General features: G+C 51.8%; 26 protein-coding genes. 17 read left to right on the forward strand and 9 right to left on the reverse strand.

What is annotated here, in order from left to right:
• Positions 1–34: 34 nt before the first annotated feature.
• The 5 genes from ACO0LF_RS17495 to ACO0LF_RS17515 all read right to left on the reverse strand — a co-directional run bounded on the left by ACO0LF_RS17495 (position 35) and on the right by ACO0LF_RS17515 (position 4,634).
• On the reverse strand, positions 35–544 hold the full coding sequence (locus ACO0LF_RS17495; RefSeq protein ID WP_423016221.1) for a hypothetical protein: 510 nt from the start codon (positions 542–544) through the stop codon (positions 35–37).
• Positions 545–751: 207 nt separating this feature from the next.
• A complete protein-coding gene (locus ACO0LF_RS17500; protein ID WP_423016223.1) occupies positions 752–1,537 on the reverse strand; it encodes a hypothetical protein in 786 nt (261 codons plus the stop codon).
• A 236-nt stretch (positions 1,538–1,773) separates the two neighbouring features.
• Positions 1,774–3,075: an HAD family hydrolase gene (locus ACO0LF_RS17505; protein ID WP_423016225.1), complete on the reverse strand. Its 1,302-nt coding sequence runs from the start codon at positions 3,073–3,075 to the stop codon at positions 1,774–1,776.
• A gap of 188 nt (positions 3,076–3,263) precedes the next feature.
• Positions 3,264–4,127, reverse strand: coding sequence for a metallophosphoesterase (locus ACO0LF_RS17510; protein WP_423016227.1), 864 nt, complete (start codon positions 4,125–4,127; stop codon positions 3,264–3,266).
• Positions 4,128–4,142: 15 nt separating this feature from the next.
• Positions 4,143–4,634, reverse strand: a complete 492-nt coding sequence (locus ACO0LF_RS17515; RefSeq protein ID WP_423006240.1) for a YqaA family protein — start codon at positions 4,632–4,634, stop codon at positions 4,143–4,145.
• Positions 4,635–4,787: 153 nt separating this feature from the next.
• Here ACO0LF_RS17515 and ilvA point away from each other — a divergent pair, with 153 nt between their 5' ends.
• From ilvA to ACO0LF_RS17570, 11 genes are all read left to right on the forward strand, one after another.
• Positions 4,788–6,338 carry a threonine ammonia-lyase, biosynthetic gene (gene ilvA / locus ACO0LF_RS17520; protein ID WP_423016401.1) on the forward strand — a complete coding sequence of 517 codons (1,551 nt, stop codon included), beginning with the start codon at positions 4,788–4,790 and terminating at the stop codon, positions 6,336–6,338.
• Positions 6,339–6,370: 32 nt separating this feature from the next.
• Complete coding sequence (gene queF / locus ACO0LF_RS17525; protein WP_423006238.1) at positions 6,371–7,216, forward strand: NADPH-dependent 7-cyano-7-deazaguanine reductase QueF; 846 nt, start codon at positions 6,371–6,373, stop codon at positions 7,214–7,216.
• A gap of 54 nt (positions 7,217–7,270) precedes the next feature.
• Positions 7,271–7,864: a hypothetical protein gene (locus ACO0LF_RS17530; RefSeq protein ID WP_423016229.1), complete on the forward strand. Its 594-nt coding sequence runs from the start codon at positions 7,271–7,273 to the stop codon at positions 7,862–7,864.
• Between the two features lie 161 nt (positions 7,865–8,025).
• Entirely contained in the window at positions 8,026–10,704 is a 2,679-nt protein-coding gene (locus ACO0LF_RS17535) for a sensor domain-containing phosphodiesterase (RefSeq protein WP_423016231.1), read from the forward strand.
• Between the two features lie 102 nt (positions 10,705–10,806).
• Positions 10,807–11,280: a PTS sugar transporter subunit IIA gene (locus ACO0LF_RS17540; protein WP_423006232.1), complete on the forward strand. Its 474-nt coding sequence runs from the start codon at positions 10,807–10,809 to the stop codon at positions 11,278–11,280.
• 102 nt (positions 11,281–11,382) lie between these two features.
• Positions 11,383–12,324, forward strand: a complete 942-nt coding sequence (gene hprK / locus ACO0LF_RS17545) for an HPr(Ser) kinase/phosphatase (RefSeq protein ID WP_422954109.1) — start codon at positions 11,383–11,385, stop codon at positions 12,322–12,324.
• A gap of 53 nt (positions 12,325–12,377) precedes the next feature.
• Complete coding sequence (gene rapZ / locus ACO0LF_RS17550) at positions 12,378–13,241, forward strand: RNase adapter RapZ (RefSeq protein WP_423016233.1); 864 nt, start codon at positions 12,378–12,380, stop codon at positions 13,239–13,241.
• 59 nt (positions 13,242–13,300) lie between these two features.
• A complete protein-coding gene (locus tag ACO0LF_RS17555; protein WP_423016235.1) occupies positions 13,301–13,822 on the forward strand; it encodes a hypothetical protein in 522 nt (173 codons plus the stop codon).
• Between the two features lie 14 nt (positions 13,823–13,836).
• Positions 13,837–14,088, forward strand: coding sequence for a hypothetical protein (locus tag ACO0LF_RS17560; RefSeq protein ID WP_423016237.1), 252 nt, complete (start codon positions 13,837–13,839; stop codon positions 14,086–14,088).
• Between the two features lie 113 nt (positions 14,089–14,201).
• Positions 14,202–15,341, forward strand: coding sequence for a WD40/YVTN/BNR-like repeat-containing protein (locus ACO0LF_RS17565; protein WP_423016239.1), 1,140 nt, complete (start codon positions 14,202–14,204; stop codon positions 15,339–15,341).
• A gap of 80 nt (positions 15,342–15,421) precedes the next feature.
• Entirely contained in the window at positions 15,422–16,390 is a 969-nt protein-coding gene (locus ACO0LF_RS17570) for an aminoglycoside phosphotransferase family protein (protein WP_423016241.1), read from the forward strand.
• 284 nt (positions 16,391–16,674) lie between these two features.
• Here the strand turns inward: ACO0LF_RS17570 and ACO0LF_RS17575 are convergent, their stop codons facing one another.
• The 3 genes from ACO0LF_RS17575 to ACO0LF_RS17585 form a co-directional block, all read right to left on the reverse strand.
• Positions 16,675–17,190, reverse strand: coding sequence for a tetratricopeptide repeat protein (locus ACO0LF_RS17575; protein WP_423016243.1), 516 nt, complete (start codon positions 17,188–17,190; stop codon positions 16,675–16,677).
• A gap of 193 nt (positions 17,191–17,383) precedes the next feature.
• Positions 17,384–17,827, reverse strand: coding sequence for a hypothetical protein (locus tag ACO0LF_RS17580; RefSeq protein ID WP_423016245.1), 444 nt, complete (start codon positions 17,825–17,827; stop codon positions 17,384–17,386).
• 187 nt (positions 17,828–18,014) lie between these two features.
• Positions 18,015–19,127 carry an HAF repeat-containing protein gene (locus ACO0LF_RS17585; RefSeq protein WP_423016246.1) on the reverse strand — a complete coding sequence of 371 codons (1,113 nt, stop codon included), beginning with the start codon at positions 19,125–19,127 and terminating at the stop codon, positions 18,015–18,017.
• 247 nt (positions 19,128–19,374) lie between these two features.
• Between ACO0LF_RS17585 and ACO0LF_RS17590 the strand changes: the two genes are divergently transcribed.
• The gene (locus ACO0LF_RS17590) at positions 19,375–19,569 is read left to right on the forward strand and encodes a hypothetical protein (RefSeq protein ID WP_423016248.1); all 195 of its coding nucleotides are present in this window, start codon (positions 19,375–19,377) and stop codon (positions 19,567–19,569) included.
• A gap of 954 nt (positions 19,570–20,523) precedes the next feature.
• Here the strand turns inward: ACO0LF_RS17590 and purM are convergent.
• On the reverse strand, positions 20,524–21,567 hold the full coding sequence (gene purM / locus ACO0LF_RS17595) for a phosphoribosylformylglycinamidine cyclo-ligase (protein ID WP_423016250.1): 1,044 nt from the start codon (positions 21,565–21,567) through the stop codon (positions 20,524–20,526).
• Positions 21,568–21,720: 153 nt separating this feature from the next.
• Here purM and ACO0LF_RS17600 point away from each other — a divergent pair, with 153 nt between their 5' ends.
• From ACO0LF_RS17600 to folK, 5 genes are read left to right on the forward strand one after another with little or no spacing between them, the layout of a single operon-like run.
• Positions 21,721–22,806, forward strand: a complete 1,086-nt coding sequence (locus tag ACO0LF_RS17600; protein WP_423016252.1) for an AI-2E family transporter — start codon at positions 21,721–21,723, stop codon at positions 22,804–22,806.
• On the forward strand, positions 22,803–23,498 hold the full coding sequence (gene hda, locus ACO0LF_RS17605) for a DnaA regulatory inactivator Hda (protein WP_423016254.1): 696 nt from the start codon (positions 22,803–22,805) through the stop codon (positions 23,496–23,498). Before ACO0LF_RS17600 ends, hda begins: the two co-directional genes overlap by 4 nt.
• Position 23,499: 1 nt before the next feature.
• Entirely contained in the window at positions 23,500–24,177 is a 678-nt protein-coding gene (locus ACO0LF_RS17610) for an HAD family hydrolase (protein ID WP_423016256.1), read from the forward strand.
• Complete coding sequence (gene pcnB / locus ACO0LF_RS17615; RefSeq protein WP_423016258.1) at positions 24,174–25,532, forward strand: polynucleotide adenylyltransferase PcnB; 1,359 nt, start codon at positions 24,174–24,176, stop codon at positions 25,530–25,532. The genes ACO0LF_RS17610 and pcnB overlap by 4 nt, the downstream gene beginning before the upstream one ends.
• Positions 25,529–26,014: a 2-amino-4-hydroxy-6-hydroxymethyldihydropteridine diphosphokinase gene (folK, locus tag ACO0LF_RS17620; protein ID WP_423016260.1), complete on the forward strand. Its 486-nt coding sequence runs from the start codon at positions 25,529–25,531 to the stop codon at positions 26,012–26,014. Before pcnB ends, folK begins: the two co-directional genes overlap by 4 nt.
• Positions 26,015–26,026 lie beyond the last annotated feature (12 nt).

A 26,026-nucleotide genomic window follows, 5' to 3' on the forward strand; every position in this document is an offset into this window, starting at 1 on the left:
AATAAGACTGCGGGACAGACAGAAAAACTCGGCGTTATCCCTTTTTACGCTTTTTCATTTTTGCCTCAGCAACAACATCTCTGGGCATGACTTCCACTGTCGGCCAATCCAGCTGCAATTTGCCGATGCTGATCGCTGGATGTTCATTGGGTAGTAAGTAATAACTGATTCCACCAGGGACATAGTCAAGCTTGCTCCAATTACATGCCAGCAACTTACCCCATGGATAGTCAGTCAGCATCATGATTTGCAATATTTCATCCAGGGTATGCTCATTGTGCTTCACGCCTGCCAGTTGCTTTGCCAAGTCAAGCACAGTATAAACCGCTGGTTCACAAACCTTGACATGATGCGGCCCTTTTTCTCCCATGAAACCCACCTCGCTGCTAAGGATAGCAAATGAGTCATTTTGCTTGATTGTAATGGCTTGAGGCACATAAACACCCTCTTCGTCATGCCAGTCATGGTCTTGTATTTGACGTACTACCGTCATCACGGCTGACGCAAAATTGATGCTCACAGCACCTACATGGATGGAATACATACTGCCAGTTCTATCATTGTTATCATGTCTTTGATACCCAGGCTTGTAGCGGGCAGACGTCCTTCAAAGTAGGACTTATCAAAGTGTAAGCCAGTACGTCCAGCCCCTTGCGGTCCACCAGATTCAGCAGTTTTAGTGAAGGGCCCATGCATGAGTTCAGACGCAATAAACTGGCATGGTTGTGAGTTGATTGTGTATAGAGAAATTTCAGCAGATACGACACTCAAATGAAGTCATTTCTTGAGGAATGACATATTTTTTCCCATCAAAACGTAACAAGTATTTTTTGATTTCTTTCTTGTCCACCTTGGTTTGACAGCTATTGCTTTCTGAATTTTCATCCTGCATAAGTTCCTCATGGGTATCAATCAATTCTTCTGTGACCAGCAAGTCATAAAAACCATGTGTTCTTCCAGAGCTTATGCCAATAGTGCGTGTTGCATCCCTGGCCTCATTCCGGCACTCCCTGATTCTTCTGTCGAAATGAATGAGCATATCTGCATTGGATAGTACTTCCACAATCTTACTCCCGCGCACCATGAATATTGATAAAGGCTCTTCGTATGCAAACCTGGCAGTGCTATACCCTACCCGAATACCAAAAGCCCTGACACCAGTCGCTATATTGTAGTTAGTCGTGTCAATTCGCATTCCGTCAAACTCTGTACCATCCCAATACAATTTTTTCGGAAATAACTGATGTTTTAGCGTTTTCCCTGTTTTATCATTGACCAGGGAAATATCCAGGCTATAAGTTCCCATGACATCACTATCACCGATTTCCGTTCCTTTTTGACGGCGGGCGATCGCAACTATATTAACGCCCAGCATTGCAGGGTGTGGCGTACAAGCAGTCAGTCTGTCTCTGTAATAAAGCTCTTCATGATAGCCAAGACCATGTCTTACCTCATCGATGAATTGGTCATTACATGCGCCATAGGCAGCGAGTGAATAAGTCATGAGCAGGGAAAGAAAATATCCTGACAATTTCATACTCACCTCAGGTAAATGGAGAATTCAAGACGATCTGCAGCAGGGATGGGTGTGTAAATGCATTGATTTTGTCTTGCGTATTATTGCGCAACAGCGCGCACAATATATATCGTATTTGAAAAATCAATTACTAAGGAGCTGGCACACATGTCAGCATACTAAGCATATGCAAGAAGTATGCTGAGGGGAATAAACTGCGGAAAGCAAGATCCTGCTTTCCGCAGCGTATAGCAAAATTAGCCCAGCAAAGCAGGCGCAGTCTTACCGTATTTCAGTGTAGTTTCTACTGGCAACCAGTTACCTGTGGATTCCTGACGGCCTTGCAGCAAAAAGCGAGGATGTGCTTCTTTGACTGTGTCGGCAGCGGCTTTGGACAATTCGCCGATCTTGCCTTTTTTGAGGCGGTTCACGACCAGGCCGATTTCTGTTTCCGGGAAATCGCGCAGCATGTCGTAGTCACCATCGCTGTCGCCAGCAACAAATACCGGGCCGTAGCCTTTTTTGGCGACCAGTTCGCGTTTGATGACGACGGTCTTGCCTGGCCCCCAGTTCAAAGGCCAGTCTTTACGGTAGGCGTTTTTGTAGACATCGCCGTTTTGTTCCAGGCGCAGGCCCAGAACGTTTTCACGCTGTACGTGGTAGCCATATTTTGGATTGGTCGCGAATACGGCAACCACATCTTCCAGCGAAGCGGTGCTGACATACACGTCGAAACCATTTTGACGGAAAGTGTTCATCAATGTTGCCACTTCTGTACACAGGCGTATGCCGTGGAAATGGGCTGTGGTGATGACACCGGCCACACCAGGCAGGGATGAAGGGCTGGTGTACTTGGTCTTGGTCAGGCTCATGCCCAGGTTGGCGTCATTGGATGCTTCTGCCAGTGCGCTGACTTCGGCGACTGTCATGTTGGCGAAGAAGTAGATGACCCATGGGTAACCGACATTCACACCATGCGTGTCATTGACGGCTTCATACAGGAAGTAGAGCTTGGCGCGGAAGTCCTGGAACTGTGCTGTCTCCATGATTTCTTCCAGGCTGCGGCTACCAGCCATGCCTTTGTAGTTGGCGTGCAGGTAAGCGTAGTCGCTATCCAGATCTGTACAGATGCTTTCCAGGTCGAGCTGCTTGCCTGCGGCATTTTTGTAGTCGGCAGTAAAGTTGCCAGCCGGTACGTTTTGACGGATGGTGGCAGAGAATTCTGTCGGGTTCAGTTTGAATGCCAGATGGTTGATCTGGTACATCAACAGCGCTTCTTCGCAATCATTCATGATGCTGGTATTGTCCCAGTCAAACACGGCATAAGGCTTGCGCTTGGCAGAATAGTTTTTGCTGGCGCTGCCATGATTGGCGATCAGGGATGTAACCAACTCACGGTTACGCGGTGACCATTTTGCAGCATCCAGGTAAACATTGGCGGCAGCGGCTGCTGGTTTGGCCAGTGCTGGCGCGGCCAGAGTGGCACCTGCTGCAGTAGCGACCAGGCCTTGCAAAAATCCACGACGTGGTTGTTTGTTTGTTGATTTGCTATCTTGCATTTGATTTCCTTGTAATGCGCATGCCTGAGCCGCATGCTGGGGCGGGTATTTTGATGACTTGTAATGCTAAAAATATAAAGGTATATTTATGCTTCAAGGCAAGTATTATAGTCAAACATTATGACATGCCAGCAAACAGAAACATTTTTAGACAAAAAAATCTAAGACTTGCCAAATTGGATCGGGTATTACAGTTCTATACCATCATGAACTGAATGCAAATGACATAAATGCACTTCTGATGGGGCAAACAGGCGTATGGGCAAATCGCTCATGCCTATGCCGCGGCTGGTCAACAATAAGCGCTGGCCAGGCAAGGGGAACAAGCCCTGGGCATAGCGCCGCTCACCCGAACCGGGAGGCAGCACCAGGGGCATGCCGCCTGGAGTAGCAATTTGGCCGCCATGGGTATGGCCGCAAAAGGCGATAGCAAAATCATGGCGGGCGACATGCCTGAGGCCCAGTGGAGAATGCATGAGTAGCAGGCGCACATCCCCTGCCCCGGCAAAAGTCTGCTCTGCATCTGGCATGCCTACTCCGGGCTCGTCCGTGCCGCAAATGGAAATCGCCTCGAAGGGCGCAGGCAAACGCCGGTTTTGATTGACCAGAACTTGCACACCAGCATCCTGCAGGCAATTGGCGATGTGCTCATCATCGAGCCACAGATCGTGATTGCCCATGACGGCAAACTTGGGGGTGGCAGGATCAAGCAAACCCAGTGGCCCAGCCAGATGCTGCATATGCCTGGCATGCAGGGAGACATAGTCGCCGCCAAACAAGATGACATCCGGCTCAAAAGCGGCTATCGCGGCAAAGGCTTGTTCGATAAGGCGGTAATCGGTCAACGGGCCAGCATGCAAGTCAGAAATGAAGGCCAGTTTGCATGTAAAGCCCTTGGCTAAAGGCAGATAAAAGTCGCGCCTGTCCAGATGGAGCTGGCCTTGCAGCCCCAGGGCATAGGCGATACGGGCAGCCCAGTTTTCTTGATAGAAAGCTGCTTCCATAGCCTCGCCAGCTTGCCGCCACCAGCCGTAATATTTGCCTCTACCCATGCTAATTCAATCTCATCAAGCCAGGAAGCCGGCCAGTTTTGCCCAAAAACTATCTGGCACTTTCAATAGTAACCAGCTCATGATGATGTAGCGCAGGCACTTGCCCACGGCCATATAAAACACGCTGGGCCAGAAAGGCATGCGCAACCAGCCTGCCAGGGTACAAATGGGGTCACCTATGCCAGGCAGCCATGCCAGCAGCATGGTCTTGGCACCAAAATGCTGCAACCAGCGATACCAGTAACTTTCACGCTCGCGGTCAAATGCCTGCTTGGCAGCATAGCCCATGCCATAATCGACCACTCCGCCCAGGGTGTTGCCTATGGTGGCGACGACGATGACTTGCCAGAAAATCGCGGGGTTGCTCTTGATGACGGCAAAAACCGCCGGTTCCGAGCCCAGGGGCAGCAAGGTGGCGGAGATAAAACTGATGATAAAAACAGAACTGAGACCAATTTCAGGCAGGGCCAGCACGCTTAATAACCAATGGACTGCAGCTTCTATCATCGTGGTTTGATATGTCGGTAAAAGGCATACATTATAATGGCGCCGGTAATTTGAAATCAGTATGCCGCAACTTAGGGCCAAATTAGCCCTAGATCACTGGTAGTTCAGCAGTAGTTCACCAGCAAATCACGATTAGATCAGCCATTTTTAACTATAAATAAGACATCCATGAGCACCGATTATCTGAAGAAGATCCTGACAGCGCGCGTCTATGACGTCGCCTTTGAAACCCCGCTGGAATACGCTACCAGCCTGTCGGCACGCATGGATAATCGAATTTACTTTAAACGCGAAGACATGCAAAGCGTGTTCAGCTTCAAGTTGCGTGGTGCTTATAACAAGATTGCTCATCTGACGCCTGCACAACTCAAACGCGGCGTCATCTGCGCCTCGGCTGGTAACCATGCCCAGGGCGTGGCCCTGAGTGCCCGCAAGAAAGGCTGCAAGGCCGTCATCGTCATGCCGACGACTACGCCGCCCGTCAAGATTGATGCCGTGCGCACCCATGGTGGCGACCTGGTTGAAATCATCCTGTTTGGCGACTCCTATACCGACGCCTATGGCCATGCGCTGGAACTGGAGAAAAAACGCAAGCTGACCTTCGTCCATCCTTTCGATGATCCGGACGTTATCGCTGGCCAGGGTACGGTGGGCATGGAGATTTTGCGCCAGCATGCTGAGCCCATCCATGCAATCTTCGTCGCCATCGGTGGTGGTGGTCTGATCTCGGGTGTGGCGGCTTACGTCAAGGCGGTGCGCCCGGATATCAAGATCATCGGTGTGCAGACGACGGATTCTGACGCCATGGCACGCAGCCTGAAAGCTGGCAAGCGCGTGACCCTGAATGATGTGGGCCTGTTCTCGGATGGTACAGCCGTCAAGCTGGTGGGTGAAGAAACTTTCCGCCTGGCAAAGCTGTATGTCGATGAAGTGATTACGGTAGACACCGACGCCGTCTGCGCGGCCATCAAGGATGTGTTCCAGGACACCCGCAGCATACTGGAACCAGCCGGTGCCCTGGCAGTAGCCGGTTGCAAGGCTTATATAGAACGCGCCAAGGCCAGCAAGAAACCGCTGAAGAATGAAGCCCTGGTGACCATCGCCTGTGGTGCCAACATGAATTTTGACCGCCTGCGCTTTGTGGCTGAGCGTGCCGAAGTCGGTGAAGCCCGTGAAGCGGTGTTTGCCGTGACCATACCAGAAGAGCGCGGCAGTTTCCGCCGTTTTTGTGAACTGATAGGCGCGCGCAATGTCACAGAGTTTAATTACCGCATCAGCGATGAAAAAGCCGCGCATATTTTTGTGGGCATACAAGTACACGATAAGCAAGAATCTGGCAAAATTGCCAAGAATTTTGAAAAGCATGGTTTTGCCACGCTGGACCTGACACATGATGAGCTGGCGAAACTGCATATCCGCCATCTGGTTGGCGGCAAGAGCAGCCTGGCCAGGGATGAATTGCTGTACCGCTTTGAATTCCCGGAGCGCCCGGGTGCTCTGGGCCGTTTCCTGAACAGCATGGCACCGAACTGGAACATCAGTTTGTTCCACTATCGTAACCATGGCGCAGATTACGGTAGAACTTTAGTGGGTTTACAGGTTCCAAAGAAGGAAATGAAAGCTTTCCGCGAATTTTTGGCAACCCTGGGTTACCGTTACTGGGATGAAAGCAAGAATCCCGTTTATCAATTGTTTTTGGGCTGATACCGCCCGGCAATTTAATTACTACAAACAACATGACAGATTCCGCACCAAATACGCCTGAGCATTCTTTACTGGGCAAGCCCGCGACTTACAAGTCCGAATACGATGCCAGCCTGCTATTCCCTATCTCCCGCGCAGGGAAAAGGGAAGAGCTGGGCCTGGGCAGCAGCCTGCCTTTCTTTGGTGTGGATATCTGGAATGCCTATGAAATCTCCTGGCTCAACATGCGCGGCAAACCGCAGGTGGCGATAGCCGCTGTCACGGTACCGGCAGATTCACCAAACATTATAGAATCCAAGTCCTTCAAGCTTTACCTGAACTCTTTCAACCAGACCCGCCTGGCTGGCACGGATGCCCTGGTCAGCCTGTTGCAGGCTGATTTGTCTGCCGGTTTTGGAGCAGCAGTACAAGTCAAACTGACCACGCCAGACCAGTTCGACAAACTCGCCATGCATGAGCTGCAGGGCCATTTGCTGGACAGGCTGGATATTGAAGTCGATAGCTACACCCCTAATCCAGCACTGCTGACTGCGAATTTTGACGAGTCGGCAGTGGAAGAAACCCTGATCTCGCATTTGCTGAAGTCCAACTGCCTGGTGACTGGCCAGCCAGACTGGGGTAGCGTGCAAATCCATTATGTAGGCCCACAAATCAACCAGGAAAACCTGTTGCAGTATTTGATAGGCTTCCGCGATCACAATGAATTCCACGAGCAATGTGTGGAACGCATCTTTGTCGACATCATGCGCCACTGCAAACCGCAGAAATTGTCAGTCTATGCACGGTATACCCGTCGTGGCGGGCTGGACATCAACCCATGGCGCAGCAATTTCAGTTCGGGCCAGGGCCCGGATAACCGCCGGAATGCGCGCCAATAAACGGCGTAGCCCCCTTCCCATCACTCTTTTTTGTATCCATTTGTAAGCAATATTATGTTGAAATTCAAAAATTTCTCGCTGGGCGCTGCCTTGTGCGTCTCCAGTTTCATGTTCTGCGCGGCATCCCAGGCGCAAACGACCACCACCCCTGCCCCTGAAGAAATGGGCTGGTGGGATAGTGCCAAAGCCAAGGCTAATAAAATCCTGGATGAAGGTGATTTGTCGCTGATGGTGGCTGGCCATACTCATCATGGCCGAGGTACTTACACCAAGGAAAGAATTGCTGAATTGAATGAAAATACCTGGGGTATGGGCTTTACCAAAGCCATACGCACCAAGGAAGATAATGAAGAATCCCTGTATGCAATGATGATTTCGGATTCGCATTTCAAACCCCAGCCCATGGCTGGCTATGCCTATCAATGGACAAAGACCCTGGGTGATACGGTTGAAGTCGGTGGTGGCCTGACGGGCGTGATGATCAGCCGTACCGATTACTTTGGCGGCATCCCCTTTCCCGCCGTCTTGCCGATAGCCTCGATAGGTACACGCAGCACCAAACTGATGGCAACTTATGTCCCGCGTTTTTCCAAAAACAAGGGTAATGGCGACGTACTTTTTTTGTTTGTTCGCTTTGATTTGAAGTAAAGTCTGAAGGCATGTAGTACGGGTAAAAGTGGTAACGCGCCTTGGTGATTTTTCGTCTATTCTGGCGTCATATGTTTTTAATACTAGCGAATTACCATCATTGTCCTTAGAACTTGCTTGATGTAAAGTAAGCAGACTTATTCGTTTTATAGATTGTTGTCGTGATAATTCCGGTCCCGTTTTCAAGCACCCGCCCACGCGAGCCTGTCGCCAGTTCAGACTGGCACATGGCCTTGCTGGAACATAACCCGGACGCGATGTATGTGCTGATCGACGACAGTCTGGTGTATGCCAATCCCGCCGGTGTAGAACTCATGCATGCCGGTGACGCCCAGCAATTGATAGGCTTGAAACCTGAAGCTTTCTTGCATGGGCGACATCATGAAGGCGCCAGGGCCATCTTGCAAAAACTGCGGCAAGAGGGAGCGCAAAGCAAGCATACCTGTCAATGCATACGCCTGGATGGGCAATTGCTTGATATAGAAGTCCGGGGTACGCAATTCAGTTTTAATGAACAAACTGCCATCTTGTTGACGGCGCGCGAAGTAAGCTCCCGTCTCAACCCTCGCGACAACACGACTGTCACCGCCCTTCCCATCATCGATCAAGTCCGCTACAAATCCAGCCGCGTTCATGAAGCCCTGCATCACGAGAAAGAAATCCTCGAGATGATCGCGCTGGACAAACCCCTGACCGATATCCTGGAAGACGTCTGTGACCGCATGGAACGCCTGCTCGACAATGGTGCCTTATGCGCGATCACCCTGTTTGATGCGAGTACCCAGCAACTGAGTTTTGGGGCTGGCCCTTCGCTACCCGACGGCTTTTGCGCCTTGCTGGGTAATGTGCCGGTCGATACCAGCTCGGGCTCGGCCTCGGCAGCGATTTTCTACCAGCGCACCACCATCGTCCAGGATATTGCCGTCAGCCCGCTGTGGAAGAATTTGCGTGAACCAGCCTTGCGTTATGGCTTGCGCTCCTGCTGGTCTTTACCGATTACGACCGCCTTCAATACCCTGCTGGGCACGGTCGACGTGTATCACCAGAAGGTACATAGCCCGAATGAAGATGAGCAAGCCATGATGATGGATGCCTGCGATCTCATCGGTCTGGCGATAGACAAAAAGAACATGGAGCAAAGCCTGGAGGAAAGCGAAGAACGCTATCGCTCCGTGGTCACCAATCTCAGTGAAGGCATCATGATGATAGGCCCAGGCGGCCAGATCCTGACCTGCAACCCCAGTGCCCAGCGCATCCTGAAGATAGATGACATCAACACCGTAGGCAAGCGCCATCGTTATTTCAAGAGCATACTCGGCGACGAGGGGCAATCGATACGCATGGGCGATGATCCAGTCTCGCTGGTATTTCGCAACAAGGCACCGATTTTGAATTTATCGACGGGGGTGGAGTTACGTGATGGCTCCATCGTCTGGCTGCTGGTGAATATCCTGCCTATCAGCAAAAAAAGCAGCACCAGTGTTTCTGCCGTATTGATTTCATTCACCGACACAACCGAGGTGCGCGAGACACAAAGGCAATTGCACTTCATGGCTTCTTATGATGCCCTGACTGGCTTGCCGAATCGCCATCAACTCAATCAACGCCTCAACAAGGCCCTGGCCAATGCCAAGCGTACCCAACACCGCCTGGCCCTGCTGTTCCTTGATCTTGACCGTTTTAAAAACGTCAATGACACGGCTGGTCATGCCGCTGGTGATACGCTCTTGCGCGATGTTTCTTCACGCCTGAGTTCTTGCATACGTACCAGCGATATGCTGGCCCGCCTGGGTGGTGACGAATTCGTCATCGTTGCCGAAGCCTTTGAAGATGCCATGCAACTCAAGGACCTGGCAGAACGCGTGCTGGCGCGCATGCGCGATCCCTTTGTCATCGATGGCAATGAATACCATCTGGGCACCTCTATCGGTATCAGCGTCTATCCGCATGATGGTGAAGACGGCCCTACGCTCATGCGTTGTGCCGATTCCGCCATGTACCATGCCAAGGAATCTGGCCGCAATAACTACCAGTTCTTCACCACTGAGCTGAATGTCCGTGCCCAGCACCGTTATGCGCTGGAAACCAATCTGCGCCGTGCCCTGACGGATAATGAATTCCTGGTGTATTACCAGCCCAAGATTTGCCTCAGCACCTCATGCGTGGTGGGGGCCGAAGCGCTGATACGCTGGCAAATGCCGGACGTCGGCCTGGTACCACCGAATGAATTCATCCCCATCTCGGAAGAAATTGGCCTCATCCTGCCGCTGGGCCGCTGGATTTTGCGCCAGGCTTGCCTGCAAACCCAGTTATGGCGCGAACAGTATTCGCCCGACCTGGTGATCAGCGTGAATATCTCGCCCAAGCAATTCCAGGACCCTGGCTTGCCAAAATACATAGAACAAGTCTTGCAGGAAGTAGGCTTGCCCCCCTCTGCCCTGCAACTGGAGATCACCGAAGGCTTGCTGATGGGTGACGTCGACTTGCTGCTGCCGGTATTTGCTGCCATCAAGAAACTCGGTATCAGTATTTCGCTCGACGATTTTGGGACAGGTTTCTCATCTTTATCTTATTTGCAACGCTTCCCTATCGACAATCTCAAGATAGATCGCTCCTTTATTCGCGAGATACCAGAGAACCAGGATTCCGTGGTATTGACGCATGCCATCATCGCCATGGCCAAGGCGCTGGGCATGAGTGTCACTGCAGAAGGCGTGGAAAAAGCCGATCAGATGTTCTTCCTGGCCGACTCTGGTTGCCAGGAAATGCAGGGCTTTTATTTCAGCCAGCCACTGCCAGTTGATAAATTTGAAAAATTACTAAGAGACAACGTTCGTTAAAAGTGTTGTCAAGTTTTGCGCATAGCGCCCAAAAGAAGCCTATAATTTGTCAAAACCTAATTTTGTGCATCGCACCATTTCGCTGTAAAACGATCTTGCACCATGACGAATATTGCAAAAATCCTGCCTCTCAACAACGTACTGCTGGATCTGGAAGTCTCCAGCAAAAAAAGAGCATTTGAACAGGCCGGGCTGTTATTCGAAAATAATTGCAGCATAGCGCGCTCAGTTGTCTCCGATAACCTGTTTGCCCGTGAACGCCTGGGCTCTACCGGGCTGGGCCACGGCGTGGCCATTCCGCATGGCCGCATCAAGGGCTTGAAAGCCCCGATTGCTGCCCTTGTCAGGCTCAAAGAGGCGATTCCTTTTGAATCACCCGACAGCCAGCCGGTCAGCCTGCTGATTTTCTTGCTCATGCCTGACAATGTCACGCAACAGCATCTCGAAATCCTGTCTGAAGTGGCCGAGATGCTGTCCAATGAAACTTTCCGCGATAGCCTCAACACAGAAGCCAGTGCGGCGGCAATTTATGAAAAAATCATGGCATGGCGCCCCAATTTGCCTGGCAATGCCTGATTGAAGGTCTGAGGCAGCCATGCATGCGCATGGCCACCAGACTCGCCTAGTTATCCCTCCCAGCCACCCAGTAGCATATCGTCAGATTCAGCCCATATAGCCATGCCATCATTGACAGAACTCACGGTACAAAAAATCTACGACGATAACCGCGACACCATGCAACTGGGCTGGTTTGCCGGTTTTGCTGGCGCGGACAAGCAAATCACGGGCGATGCAGCTTCCTCTGCCGATCAGGTCGGGCATTTGAACCTGATCCACCCTGGCCGCATACAAGTGCTGGGCCACCAGGAACTCTCGTATTACAACCGCCTGTCGAATGCCTCACGCAATAACCTCATGCGTGAACTCGTCGCTGGTGCGCCGCCTGCCCTGATCGTGGCGCAAGGCCTGGAATCGCCACCGGCATTTTTGACGACTTGCGACGATAATAATATCCCGCTGTTTTCCACGCCTTATCCATCAGCGCAAGTCATTGATTATCTGCGCGTGTATCTGTCGAAAAAACTCGCGCAAAAAATCACCATGCATGGCGTCTTCATGGACGTGCTGGGTGTGGGTGTACTAATCACTGGTGAATCTGGCCTGGGCAAAAGCGAGCTGGGACTGGAATTGATTTCCCGCAGCCATGGCCTGGTGGCCGATGATGCCGTCGAATTTTCGCGCATCGCCCCCAATATGATAGAAGGCCGTTGCCACGAATTGCTGCAAAACCTGCTGGAAGTGCGCGGCCTGGGCTTGCTCGATATCAAGACCATCTTTGGTGAAACTGCAGTACGCCGCAAGATGCGCCTGAAACTCATCGTGCACCTGGTGCGCCGTAGCACCCTGGAAGAAAACTACGAGCGCCTGCCCATCGATTCGCAAACCGAAGAAGTGCTGGGTTTGCCGATCAGAAAAGTCGTCATCCCGGTGGCTGCTGGCCGCAATATTGCGGTCTTGCTGGAAGCAGCGGTACGCAATACCATATTACAATTACGTGGCATTAATACGCTGGAAGATTTCATGGAGCGGCAACGACGCGCCATGGAAAACGGTGACTAACTGATTTGATTGTCCACGACTAATTGCTGTAATTACCCACAACGGTATCCGCTATGGAAATCCTGCTTATCTCCGGTATCTCCGGCTCTGGCAAATCGGTAGCTCTGAATGTGGTTGAAGATGCCGGTTATTATTGCGTCGACAATTTGCCGCCCAGCCTGCTGGCCGAGCTCATCAATACCCTGACACGCGAAGGCATACCCTCGGCCGCCATCGCCATCGATACCCGCAGCGCCAATTTATTGACAGGCTTGCCCGACTCCATCCAGACCCTGCGTGACCAGGGCCACAATGTCAAAGTCTTGTTCCTGACCGCCAGCACAGAATCCCTGGTCGCGCGTTTTTCAGAAACCCGCCGCAGCCACCCACTGTCACACCGCCTGGGCCTCGATAAAGAACCCGGCGACAGACTCAGCCTGACCGAATGCATACAGGAAGAACGCGAAATCCTCTCAGGCATACAAGTCGTGGCCCATGTCATCGATACCAGCGACTTGTCCGCCAACAAACTGCGCGCCTGGGTCAAGGATGTCATACAGATAGGCTATACCCCGCTGACGCTGATGTTTGAATCCTTCGCCTTCAAGATAGGCGTGCCGCTGGATGCCGACTATGTCTTCGACGTACGCATGCTGCCCAACCCCCATTACGACCCCGTGCTGCGCCCGCTGACCGGCCGCGACGAACCCGTCATCCAGTTCCTCAAAGAACAAGCCATAGTGGACGAGATGTATAGCGACATCCACCAGTTCATCAGCAAATGGCTACCCGCCTTCAAACGCGACAACCGCAGCTACCTGACCGTCGCCATAGGCTGCACCGGCGGCCAGCATCGCTCTGTCTACATGGTGGAAAAACTCGCTGCCCACTTCAAGGCGCAGGAACAGGTACTGGTCAGGCACAGGCGTTTGAGTTAAGAACAGTCTGACAATGTACTGCCTGGTAATTCCAATAATTGCTGAAACAAGGAGTTAAATTGGCAGCTAAACAGATAACCGTCTTTTTCCCACTGAGTGTAGATAAAGATCGGATTATTGCAAATTTGGTCAAGAACCTGTCACTGGAAATTGATTGCCTTCCCGATGATTTTCCTTGTGAGTTCTCTGCACAACGTGGCAGAGGTCCATCTTATGTACTCATCGAGTATCAAGGAAATGACCGTGGCGAGATTGAAGAATTAAGTCAATGGGAACGCCCATCAGAAAATTACAAAAAGTTGCTTTTGCAATGCAAATCTAAAATCCTTCTGCATTATAGGGACGCCAACCAGGCACGGAAATTCTTTCTTGCGCTTGCAACAACTCTTGAAACAGTAAGTTCACGTTGCATCGTCGAGAATGGTTTTGGATGTTTACTATTACTTTCTGAAATTGTTACCAGTCTCGAACACAATAAGGCGTGGACCTGGGAACGGGATGTCTTTCCGGATTTACCTGATGTGGCCGTATCGGAATGGACAGATGATCTGGATGACTGCAATCCTAAATATTCATCATAAAGATTGGATTTTCTATGACAAATCCAATTTTGAAAAAGCTACGAAAATCTCAAATTTCCAGAAATGAAATCGCCGATTTATTAGAAAAACATATTGGAACCAGTCCTAACGAAGTAAATTGTCTGCAGGCGATTGAAGCCATTTTTTGTATCAAAAATCCCGACATTCTGAAAGATTATAAGCTCATGAGTCTTCTGGCAAAGGAGGATTCTTGCGATAAAATTCGTGCATTTATTGATCAACTACGACACTTTGTAGAGAAGTGACTGTTACCGTGGATTACATAATTCAATTATCCTCGTGCGGCACTAAACAGTTCAAGAAACTTCCGCCAGCCAGCCCAGTCCAAACGTTTTCAACATTTCCATCAAGAATAAAAATGAAAACCAAACCACAAAAAATCTGGACGGCAACAACAGCAACTATACTCAGCGGCTTGCTATGCATGGGCCTGGCGGCATGCAGTACGGCCCCGCAGACCAGCACACCGCGCTACCAGTTGAGTACCGATGCGGCATGGAGCAAACTCAATACCGTTGCCTACAAGGGCAAGCAGGATGACATTTACTTTGTCCAGCCGGACCTGGGCTGGTATGTCAATGGCGGCGGCAAGATTTACAAGACCAGCGATGGTGGCCAGAACTGGCAGGAACAATTATCCAAACCCGGCACCTTCTTTCGCACTGTGGGCTTTGTCGATGCCATGCACGGCTATGCGGGTAATATAGGGACGGATTACTACCCAGGCGTCACCGATACCACGCCGCTGTATGAAACCCGCGATGGCGGTGCCACCTGGCAAGTCGCCAGAGGCATGGAAGGTATCAGCATCAAGGGCTTGTGTGGCATAGACATCTTGCATGACAAATCTGGCGGAGCAGAAAAAACCGTCATCCATGCAGGTGGCCGCGTTGGAGGCCCTGCTACCTTGCTGCGCTCTTTGGATGGTGGCAATAGCTGGAAAAGCATAGACATGACGCCGTACACAGGCATGATACTTGACGTCAAATTCTTTGATGCTAATACCGGTTTTGTCATCGGTGCTTCCAGCAGCGAAACCGAGAAATCGCACGCCCGCATCATCATGACCAGGGACGGTGGTGCCACCTGGAAAACTGTCTACGAATCCAGCCGCCCCAATGAAATTACCTGGAAAGCCAGCTTCCCTACCCGCGACACTGGCTATGTGACGATACAGAGCTATAACCCAGATCCTGCCACCAGCCAGCGCTATGTCGCCAAGACTGAAGATGGCGGCCTGAGCTGGAAAGAAATCCCCCTGGTCAACGACATCAAGGTCAGGGAATTTGGCGTAGGCTTCATCGATGCCAAGACCGGCTGGGTAGGCGCCATCGATGGCGGCTACCAAACCACCGATGGCGGCCAGACCTGGAAACACGTGCCCATGGGCCGCGCCGTCAACAAGATACGCCTGCTGCCTACGGATAAAGGATTTTTCGGTTATGCGATAGGTGTGGAAGTGTTCAAGCTCAAGCAGGATAATGCGCGTTTGCCTTGATGGTTTAATAGCACTCCTGTGCTCGTATGCGGGACCTTGATGGTCCCCATATTTTTTGCTTATTTTCTCTATACATCCTCATGACCATTAGCCTCAACTGCCTGCCACAAAATCTGGACAATCCGACGTGCAATGACTATATCGCACAGACGCCCTTGCCAGCCTGGATGCCAGTACTGGACTATCTGCAACAGACATTTGATCTGCCAGATGGCAACTGGGAGAAAATCCCTCTGGGGGCAAATGCCTTGTTCAGCCTCGGTGATGAAGTGATCGTCAAACTGGTGCCACCCAACTGGCGGCGTCAGGGTGATAAAGAAATTCTGGTGACGCCACTGCTTGAGGGCAAGCTATCATTGCAGACACCAAGGCTGCTGGGTAGCGGCGAGATTGACGGCTGGGTATTCATCATCAGCAGCCGTTTGCATGGCACTTTGCTGGCTGACATATGGCCCTCTCTGGCGCTGGAAGAAAAACTCGCCATCATGCTGCAGACTGGCCAGCTCATGCGCGAACTGGGCAGCGTGGAGTTTGATTCTGACATTGCCATCAAGGTCAACTGGCCTGACTATATACAGAAGCTGATTGCTGATTGCATGGCCAGGCACCAGCGCAGGAAAATGCCCGAGGTTCTGCTGGCCCAGGTCATGCCATATCTGGAGCAAGCAGGCGATTTTGCCAGGGCAGATGAATTGCGTTTCATCCATATGGATATACACCCTTGGAACTTGATGGCAAAGCAGGAACAGGGTCTGTGGAAGTTAAGCGGCTTGCTCGACTTTGGTGATGCCATCGTCGGCAACAGCGACCGCCTGGAAATCCTGACACCCATGATCTTCATGGCACAAGGCCATCCTTTGCTGCTTAAAGCTTTGCTGCAAGCCTACGGTGGTATTGAGGATATCAGTACAGCAGAACTGCAACGCCAGTTGACCGCCTATATGCTGATCAGGCCAGATTCTGATGTCACATTCTGCATGCAGCAAGTACCAGCTAGTGGGCCGCGGGATAGCTGGGAGCAAGTGGCTGAGCAGATGTTTCCCTTGTGAAGGCTGGCAAGCCAGTTGATGTTTCGTAGGTGCGATTAGCATCGCGTAATCGCACGCATGTTCACCACGCGCATATTTGTCAGGATTAAAGCCTGCAATATGACCTCGATCGACTCGCAAAACACGATGCATAACAAAAAATGCTGCCCGCTTAAAAGATAAGCAGCATTTTTTCACCTGGTTTGGCCGCCTGATTTTAATTAGCAAGCATCACATGCGTGCGATTACGCGATGCTAATCGCACCTACTCTCTGGTCTACACTGGATAAATTTGTAGGGTACATTTATTCATCAACCACTTTCTCTACCAGCCCCTGCGCATACCTGGCCAGTGAACGATTATAACGTGGCAAATAGCCAGACAATGCCGTCAGGCTAATGGCAAGTGCCTCGCGCTCCCGCCCAAGGTCAGCCAGCGCCAGGGCCAGGAAACCGCGCAGGGCTGCGTCCAGCTCGTCGCTGCCTTGCTGCATCTCGACGAATAATAAATCAGCCGCAGTTTGCGGGTCGCCCAGGGCACGGATGGAGCTGGCCATTTGTATAGTCGCGCGGCGACGGCGCAAGCCTGTCAGACCATTTTCCAGTGCGGCTTTATAAAGAGGAATCGCGAGTTCAGGAAAACCGCAAGAATCACGCGCACCACCCCGCTCGAACAGGCCGACCGCAGTATAGGGTGGCAGCTCTGCAACCAGGCTGTCGATACGGGAGATGAAGGTTTGCGCTTCGGTTGCATCAAATTCTGCCCACAAAGCAGCCAGTCTTTCTTCCCAGTTTTCGTCATCCTGTGCATGCATGTTCATGATCTTGCTTTCCTTCAAATGTCATGCTGATTATCCTGCATGAGTCTGCGCATGTGTATATGCATGCGTCATATTTTTGGATAAAACCGGCAAAACAAATGAAAAATAGAAACTGCACCCCGATTTTCCGGACTCTATCAGGCAGATAGGCTCTATCTGCCTGATAGAAACTCAGGCACATCAACACTGCAGCCTAGTCTGTAGTTTTAGCATCAAGCAATAACTTGATTTGATGAAGACGCTGATAATCTACCAGAGGCCAGTGGGGTTCAGCAAAGGCCTGCGATTGAAACTCGCGCAGGAATCTCCAAAAGGGTTTCAAGATCTGGGCAGGCCTACCCTGAATGACGGCAACTTCTTTTGCATGGCCAGGCATGCCGTCATCAGCATATTCTATTCTGAGCTTGAGGTTTTCCGCAGCACGCTCAAAGTACATAAAATATCCGGCTGGCTCAAGATTCCACCATACCGACGAATCCTGGCCGCGTACAATATCTTCAAGGGCAGTAATCAATTCCTGGACAGGATTATTTGGAATATCTGAGGCATCGATTTCAAGAACTTTGCCATCAAGAGTAAGTGTCAGCGCAAGCCAGCCGTGGGATGGTGGCGTGTACGAAATTTGGAGTAGTGGCATTTGCTACTTTTGAAATCCTGCAATCAACGCGGCATGTCCAATTTGCTTGAAATAGCGCATCTTTGCTAAGCCCTCTGCGTAGAGGATGAATATGTCAGGCATTTTCAACACATGCGAACAGGCAATGCTGTTCGCAGCTACTTGGGTTAAATGAAGCAGGTATTTTTCGCCTGCTTCCTCCAGGTTTTCAGGTCCTGAAAATCAACCTGCCATCAAAGAACAAACCCTTGAGACGCTTGCGGAATATGGCGATGCCAGCAGCCAGCAATACCGTCAACACATTAAAGAACAGGATTTTGTCGCCACCCACATCAACAAAGGGGATGGCATTGGAAGGCATGGTCGCAGCATTCAAGCCGCGGTCATAGCTGGCACCGATGACTTGACCAGTATTGTTGATGGCATTGGTCAGGTAGAGACTTTTGCCAGCCGGGTGCAAGGTCATTTTATTGTCGCGCCAGACAAAGGATAAGCGCATGTCCTGGGTATCTACCACGCCAACGACATGGCCTTCATTATTGATACCAGTGGCGAAGCTATCACCAAAACCAATTTTTGCGCCCAGGTCTATCATCTGTTTGCCATCATGGATAAAGGCATGCCAGCGACGGTCTTTCATTTCTGCAGTACCGACGACGACACCGTGATCATTGATCGCTGTTGCTGAACTATAGCGGCCAGTCAGGGTGCCAAGGTCTCGCATGCCAGTGGCCTTGTCATATAAAAACGCATGGCGCGAACCGTCTGTGATCATCGCAGTGCCCACCACCTGGCTGGAATTATTAATACCGCTGGCGTAACTGATTCTGCCACCCAGAGTCCCCAGGTCTTTCAGTTCTTCGCCAGGGGTGTAGAGGAAGGCATGCAATTCATGATTGAGGGTGTCCGAAAACCCTGCTGCCAGCCCTGCGTTGTTGATGGCAGCGCCATAACTATTCGAGCCCCCCAGGGTGCCCAGCTCTTGTACGCCATGCTCGCGATTGCGGATGAAGGCTCTCCAGGAATGTTCTTTTTTGGAAGACCCGACTATCTCGCCCTTGTCATTGATACGCTTGGCTTCACTCTCGGTTTCACCCGGCAACTCCAGCTTGACCAGCTTGCCGTTTTCAAAAAAAACAGCATGTGGCGTACCATCTTTCTCCTTGATAACGGCCGCCACCTGGCCTGCAGCATTCATGTCATAGGCTATCGATTCGCCATATTGCTTGCGCTCTATACCCAGTGAATGACTCGTCGAAGCAGCCGCCTGGCCACCGATCAGAGCCAGCAAAACCAAAGAACCACGCAATGCATGCTGCATACAAGTATCCTTTCTGGAGGAAGGTCTTACGGGAAATTTGCAAACAAATATACAGGATTATGATTTTGCAATAAAGATAAATGATTATTATTTGCCACTATTCTTACCCGACCTGGGGCATCTGTTCGAAACCGGACAATCTGGACAGTAGCTACATTACACCTGGCCACAGTTCAACAGTACAGAGTGATCATATAATCGCTTCGCGGACTGGCAACGTGGGTACAGTGAGGGCATGTGCGAATTCATGGCCATCAAGCCAGTTACCATCTATACAAGCGAGACGGGCGCAGGCTTTTTGCTTAAGCAACTAGCCACACTATCGCATGAGCTATTGCCCGCTCCGGCGCTGCTCACTACCATCTTGCGCATAGGCGAAGTTGCCAGCAAGCTCACTGGCGCAGCGCCCAATATGGATTTGCCCTGGCCGCCTTGTTCATGATATTTGCATGGCCAGCACGATACTTTACGCACCGGCCAGATCCGCAGGCTGGATAGGGCATGCGCTTGAGCAGGCAGATACAGGAAAACTGATACGGCCACGCGGGCGTTATATAGGCTCGATTTTTAGAGGCTCGTTTTTTAGAACTCATTTCATCAATAGGATGAGTCCGAACAAGACGATTTGAGGTGCAGTGCAGACATGACTCGCGTCGCACTCCGCAGGAAAAAAACCTTGACGACATGAAGGCCAGCGGCAGCTTTGAACGCATTTATAAAACGTGGCTGCCTGGGGCGCTATTACCTGAAGCGCGCTCAAACCAGTCAAGCAAAAAGAAACCGGTGCAAGCCCGGACAGCAAAGCTCCATTAATTTGCCGTTAACGCATTGCTAAATGCATGCCTGGGCTGCCTGCAGATTCTAACAGTCAAAAAATCGTGGGTGAAGCTGTTTTAATTAGCAAGGATATGCGTGATTTGACTATGATTGCCCCCATAGCATGACAACGCTGAGACAACTGCATATTAAGAAAATGCACATGCTGGATGTGTACCTCACAAGGGAAGCTTTCACCCAACACCCTGCCTGCAATAAACATATAACTTATTTAGACGCCGAGTGTAGTGCAGATAAAGCCTTGCCTAGAGAGACCCGGAGCAGTGGACTACTTGCCCAGGAATGACTTAACGATCGATACACATATATCGCCTATTACGGCAGGCAATTTTTCCCACCGGGCTGAATGTCGAGCAAGTCAAGTCGAATCAGGTTGACGTCGCTCCAGCGCAGGCTGGAGCCTAGTGGCGTTGCTTGCTCACGAATCATGCAGGTAATGAAGGACAAAGCCCAATATTCATATTGAGTGCATAAAATAAAAAAACCCAGTCAAACCTGACCGGGTTTTTAGAATATTCAAACCAGTTGGACCAACTCAACTGGTATCAGGCATATAACATCACACCACAATAGTCTGATGCTCATCACCTTCACGCGCACGGATTTCACCGATCTTGTAGACCGATTCACCAGCCGCAGTCAGTTGTGCCAGGGCTGCATCAGCCAGTTCAGCCGCAACGATGACGACCATGCCTATGCCACAGTTGAAGACGCGGTGCATTTCTGCGTCGGCAACGCCGCCGTGCTGTTGCAGCCAGGTGAACAAGGGTGGCAGTGTCCATGCGTCTTTATGCAGGACGGCAGTCAGTTTGTCGCCGAGTACGCGCGGGACGTTTTCTACCAGGCCACCACCGGTGATGTGGGCCATGCCTTTGACTTCCAGGGATTCCATCAGGGCCAGCAAAGGTTTGACGTAGATGCGGGTTGGTGCCATCAGGGCATCACCCAGGCTGCGGCCATGGAAATCGGCGTTCAGGTCTGGCTGGGCAACTTCGATGATCTTGCGCACCAGCGAGAAGCCATTGGAGTGGATGCCGGAAGATGCCAGGCCGAGGATGACGTCGCCGGGTTGTATCTTGCTGCCATCGATGATCTTGGATTTTTCTACGGCGCCAACGGCAAAGCCGGCCAGGTCGTATTCACCGTCAGGATACATGGATGGCATCTCGGCAGTTTCGCCACCGATCAGGGCACAACCAGCTTGTTCGCAACCAAAGGCTACGCCCTTGATGACATCAGTTGCCGTAGCAACATCCAGCTTGCCGCAGGCAAAATAGTCGAGGAAGAACAAAGGCTCTGCGCCTTGTACCAGGATGTCATTGACACTCATGGCCACCAGGTCGATGCCGACGGTGTCATGTTTGTTGAGGTGGAAAGCCAGTTTCAGCTTGGTGCCCACGCCGTCAGTGCCGGAAACCAGGACAGGTTCCTTGTATTTTTTGCTGACTTCAAACATGGCGCCAAAACCGCCTATGCCAGCCATGACACCTTCGCGCATGGTGCGTTTGGCAAAGGGTTTGATGGCATCAACCAGCGCGTCGCCGGCAACCATATCGACACCAGCGTCGGCGTAAGAGAGAGAAACAGGGGTAGAAGTGCTCATGATATTCGGCAATAGGGGCAGGAGGCGGTAAAATAGAGAAATTGCCAGAAAAGTCCGGCAAAAGCGCTATTTTAACAAATTGACCGCGAAAACCCTGTTTTTTTGGGACAGACGGTAAATTCGATGACAAATGACTACTAACCAAGCTTAAAAATGCCATTTACTTTTACGTCGGAGCAAAAACAATCCATGCTGTGGCTGGCCCTGGCATTTGCCCTGCTGGGTCTGCTGGGTTTGCTCGGCCCTGTGCTAATGCCCTTTGTCGTCGCCAGCATCCTGTCTTATGTATTGACACCCTGGGTAGACAAGCTGTGTGCCTTGCGCATACGCAGGTTTGGCTTGCCGCGTTCGGTGGCAGCGACCCTGGTCATCGTGATTTTGATTGCTGCCGTGCTGGCCATGGTCTTGATCATGATACCTATTTTGCAAAAAGAAGTGCCACAATTGCAAGATCAGATCCCGCGTTTCTTTGACAAGCTCGATGAAATGCTGGCCCCCATGCTCAATGAGTTTGGCATCAAGGTGCGTCTTGATAGTACCGGCATCAAGACCTTGCTGACCGAACAAATGGCCAGCAGTGGTGAAGTGATAGGCAAGGCGGTCTTGAATTCGATACGTGTCGGTGGCACGGCAGTGCTGGGCATGGTGGCAAATTTATTGCTGATCCCTATCGTGCTGTTTTATTTGTTAATGGATTGGCATGCCCTGATACGTCGCCTCAGCCATTTCATCCCGCGTCGCTTTGTCCATGTGACGGCCAATGCAGTGGCAGAAGTCGATGATATTCTGGCGCAATATCTGCGCGGGCAAATCCTGGTGATGATCGTCCTGGCCGTGTATTACTCGGTGGCACTTAGCATCGCCCGCTTTGACCTGGCTTTACCAGTCGGCATCATCACTGGTTTTTTGGTGTTCATTCCTTACCTGGGTTATGGCCTGGGGCTGGTGCTGGCGCTGATTGGTGCTATCCTGCAATTTGATGGCTTTAGCGGCCTGTTGTCGGTCGCCATTATTTATGGCATAGGACAAATGCTGGAATCGTTTTACCTGACACCACGCCTGGTGGGCGAGCGCATAGGCTTGCATCCGCTAACCGTGATTTTTGCCTTGATGGCATTCGGACAATTGTTTGGCTTTATTGGCATCCTGATTGCCTTGCCAGCCTCTGCCGTGATCTCGGTCGCCGTCAAGCATTTGCGTGTGTCTTATCTGAAAAGCCATTTTTATAGTCAGACATGAGGCAATTAATACTCGACCTGGACGCGCAAAAACTGCCGTCCCTCGCTACCTTCGTGGTGGGGCAAAATGCCGAACTGGCGCAATTGCTGGGCATGTTTGCCCAGCGCATCACCAGCCAGTATGGTGAGCGCTCAGTGTATATCTGGGGTGAACCCGGTGCTGGCAAAACGCATTTGCTGCACGCGCTGGCAGATGATGACACGGCCCGTTATATCCCGGCGGATGCGCCGGAAAGCGCCTTTGACTTTACCGAAGGCGTCAGCCTCTACCTGCTTGACGATTGCGACCAGTTGCCGCCGCTGAACCAGATCGCCGCCTTTAATCTGTTCAATGAGGCACGCGCCCGTGGTGGTTTTTTGATCGGTGCAGGCAATCGCCCACCCATGATTTTGAACGTGCGCGACGATTTGCGCACCCGTTTTGGCTGGGGCCTGATTTACCAGGTCCATGGCCTGACCGATGAAGACAAGATCGATGCGCTGGAGCGTGCCGCCCATGCACGGGGCATACAACTGTCGCCTGGCGTGTTACCCTATCTGATTACCCACTACCGCCGCGACATGAGTTCGCTGAGCAATATTCTCGACCAGCTCGACCATTATTCCCTGGTCACCAAGCGTCCCATTACCTTGCCTTTGCTGCGTGAACTAATGTTGCAGCAAATGCCCGGCCTAGATACTACGACAGACTAGCATGCGCAATATCGCCCTATTTGATCTGGACCACACCCTGATCCCCATTGATTCTGATTATGAATGGGGCCAGTTCCTGTGCCGCATCGGCGCGGTTGATGCCGATGCATTTGCCCGCCGCAATGCCGATTTTTTTGCGCAATACCAGGCTGGCACGCTGGACCCGGTGGAATACCTGGAATTTGCACTAGGCACCCTGGCGCAATTCCCGCGTGCAAAACTGGATGAATTGCATCAGCAGTTCATGCAGGAAGTCATTACACCGACATTGCTGCCTGCTGCTCATGATTTGATCAAGAAGCATCAGGATCAGGGTGACCTGATCGCCATCATCACCGCCACCAATCGTTTTGTGACTGCCCCCATCGCCATTGCGCTGGGCGTAGAACATTTGATGGCGGCAGAACCTGAGCTCGATGCCAATGGCAATATCACCGGCAAGCTGCTGGGCGTGCCCAGTTCAGGCGCGGGCAAGGTCGTGCATCTGCAAGACTGGCTGGTAAAACAGAAGCTGCAGCTCAGCGACTTCACCCATAGTTATTTTTACAGCGATTCGCAAAACGATATACCGCTGCTGGAACGCGTCAGCCATCCTGTCGCAACCAATCCCAATGCCAAGTTAAGTGCCCATGCACTGGCAAAAGGTTGGCCTCAACTTCACCTGTTTGACAAGCAATGATCAAGAAATTTATTCGCAAAATACTGGGCGTAAAAAACAAGAGCGATGACGCCAGCGCCAACCAAAAGCCCACTGTGCTGAGTCATAAAGACCACGGCATAGACCCGCAACTGGTGTCCGCGAATGCCATACGCATCACCCAGACCCTGCAAGAGAATGGCTTCAAGGCCTTTGTCGTTGGTGGGGCCGTGCGTGACTTGCTGACAGGCGTCAAACCCAAGGACTTTGACATTGCCACCAATGCCACGCCTGAACAGGTCAAACGTCTGTTCCGCCGCGCTTTTATCATAGGCCGCCGTTTCCAGATCGTGCATGTGATGTTTGGGCAGGACCTGCTTGAGGTGACCACCTTCCGTGGTGCTGCCACCGATGGTGCCCCCAAGGATGAACATGGCCGCGTGCTGCGTGACAATACCTTTGGCGAACAATATGAAGATGCCGCCCGTCGCGACTTCACCGTGAATGCCATGTACTACGACCCGGCATCCCAGGTCGTGCTCGATTATCACGGCGGCATGAAAGACATCAAAAAGAAAACCCTGCGCATCATCGGCGTGCCAGAAGCCCGCTACCGCGAAGACCCGGTACGCATGCTGCGCGTGGTGCGCTTTGCGGCAAAACTGAACTTCACGATCGATGCATCCACCCGCGCGCCCATCGCTGTGATGGCACCGCTGATCAACAATGTGCCCGCCGCCCGCGTTTTTGATGAAACCCTGAAGCTGCTGACCAGCGGCCATGCCATGGCCTGCCTGCAGCAACTACGCAAAGAAGGCCTGCACCATGGCCTGATGCCTTTGCTGGATGTCGTGCTGGAGCAACCCCTGGGCGAAAAATTCGTCACCCTGGCGCTGGCCAATACTGATGAACGCGTACAACAGGGCAAGACAGTTTCACCAGGCTTTTTGTTTGCATCCCTGCTGTGGCACCAGGTCGTGGAAAAATGGGAAGCCTATAAAGCCGCTGGCGAATTCCCCATCCCTGCCCTGCACCTGGCGGCCGATGATGTCTTGAATACCCAGACTGATGCCCTGGCGATACAGCGCAAGATAGGTTCCGACATGCGCGACATCTGGGCCATGCAACCACGCTTTGAAAAACGCGCAGGCAAGACCCCCTACAAAGTGCTGGAACACCCGCGCCTGCGCGCTGGTTACGACTTCTTGCTGCTGCGTTGCGCCTCTGGTGAGATCGATGAAGAAATCGGTGAATGGTGGACAGACTTCATGGAAGGCGACAGCGTAGAACGTGACCGCCTTATCAACACCAAACCCAAGACAGTAGAAGCTGGCCCTAAAAAACGCAAACCCCGCCGCCGCGCCCCACGCAAGGCAGCCGCCGCAGCCGAAGAATGAACGTGCGGGTTTTCATAGGCATAGGTGCCAACCTGGGTGATGCCAGGGTCACCGTCAGCAAGGCAATTGCTGCGCTGGCGCAATTGCCGGATACCACCCTGGTGGCGCAGTCTGCCCTGTTCGGCAGTGCGCCCATCGATTCGACTGGCCATGACTATGTCAATGCCGTAGCAGAACTGGCCAGCAGCCTCAGCGCTGCTGATTTGCTGCAACACCTGCAAGCCATAGAACTCGCACATGGCCGCGAACGCCCCTACCGCAATGCCCCGCGCACCCTGGACCTGGATTTGCTCATGTATGGCGATGAAGAAATCAATACTGCTGACTTGCAAGTCCCCCATCCACGCATGACAGAACGCGCCTTCGTGCTGCTACCCCTGCTGCAACTTGCAACCGACATCAGCATCCCCGGCAAAGGCAGTGCGCAAGACTATATCGCTGCGGTGGCTGAGCAACGCATACAAGAATTACCCACTACCTGAGCGCCTGACAAG

It is taken from the genome of Undibacterium sp. Di27W, from assembly GCF_049340345.1.
Classification (GTDB): domain Bacteria; phylum Pseudomonadota; class Gammaproteobacteria; order Burkholderiales; family Burkholderiaceae_D; genus Undibacterium.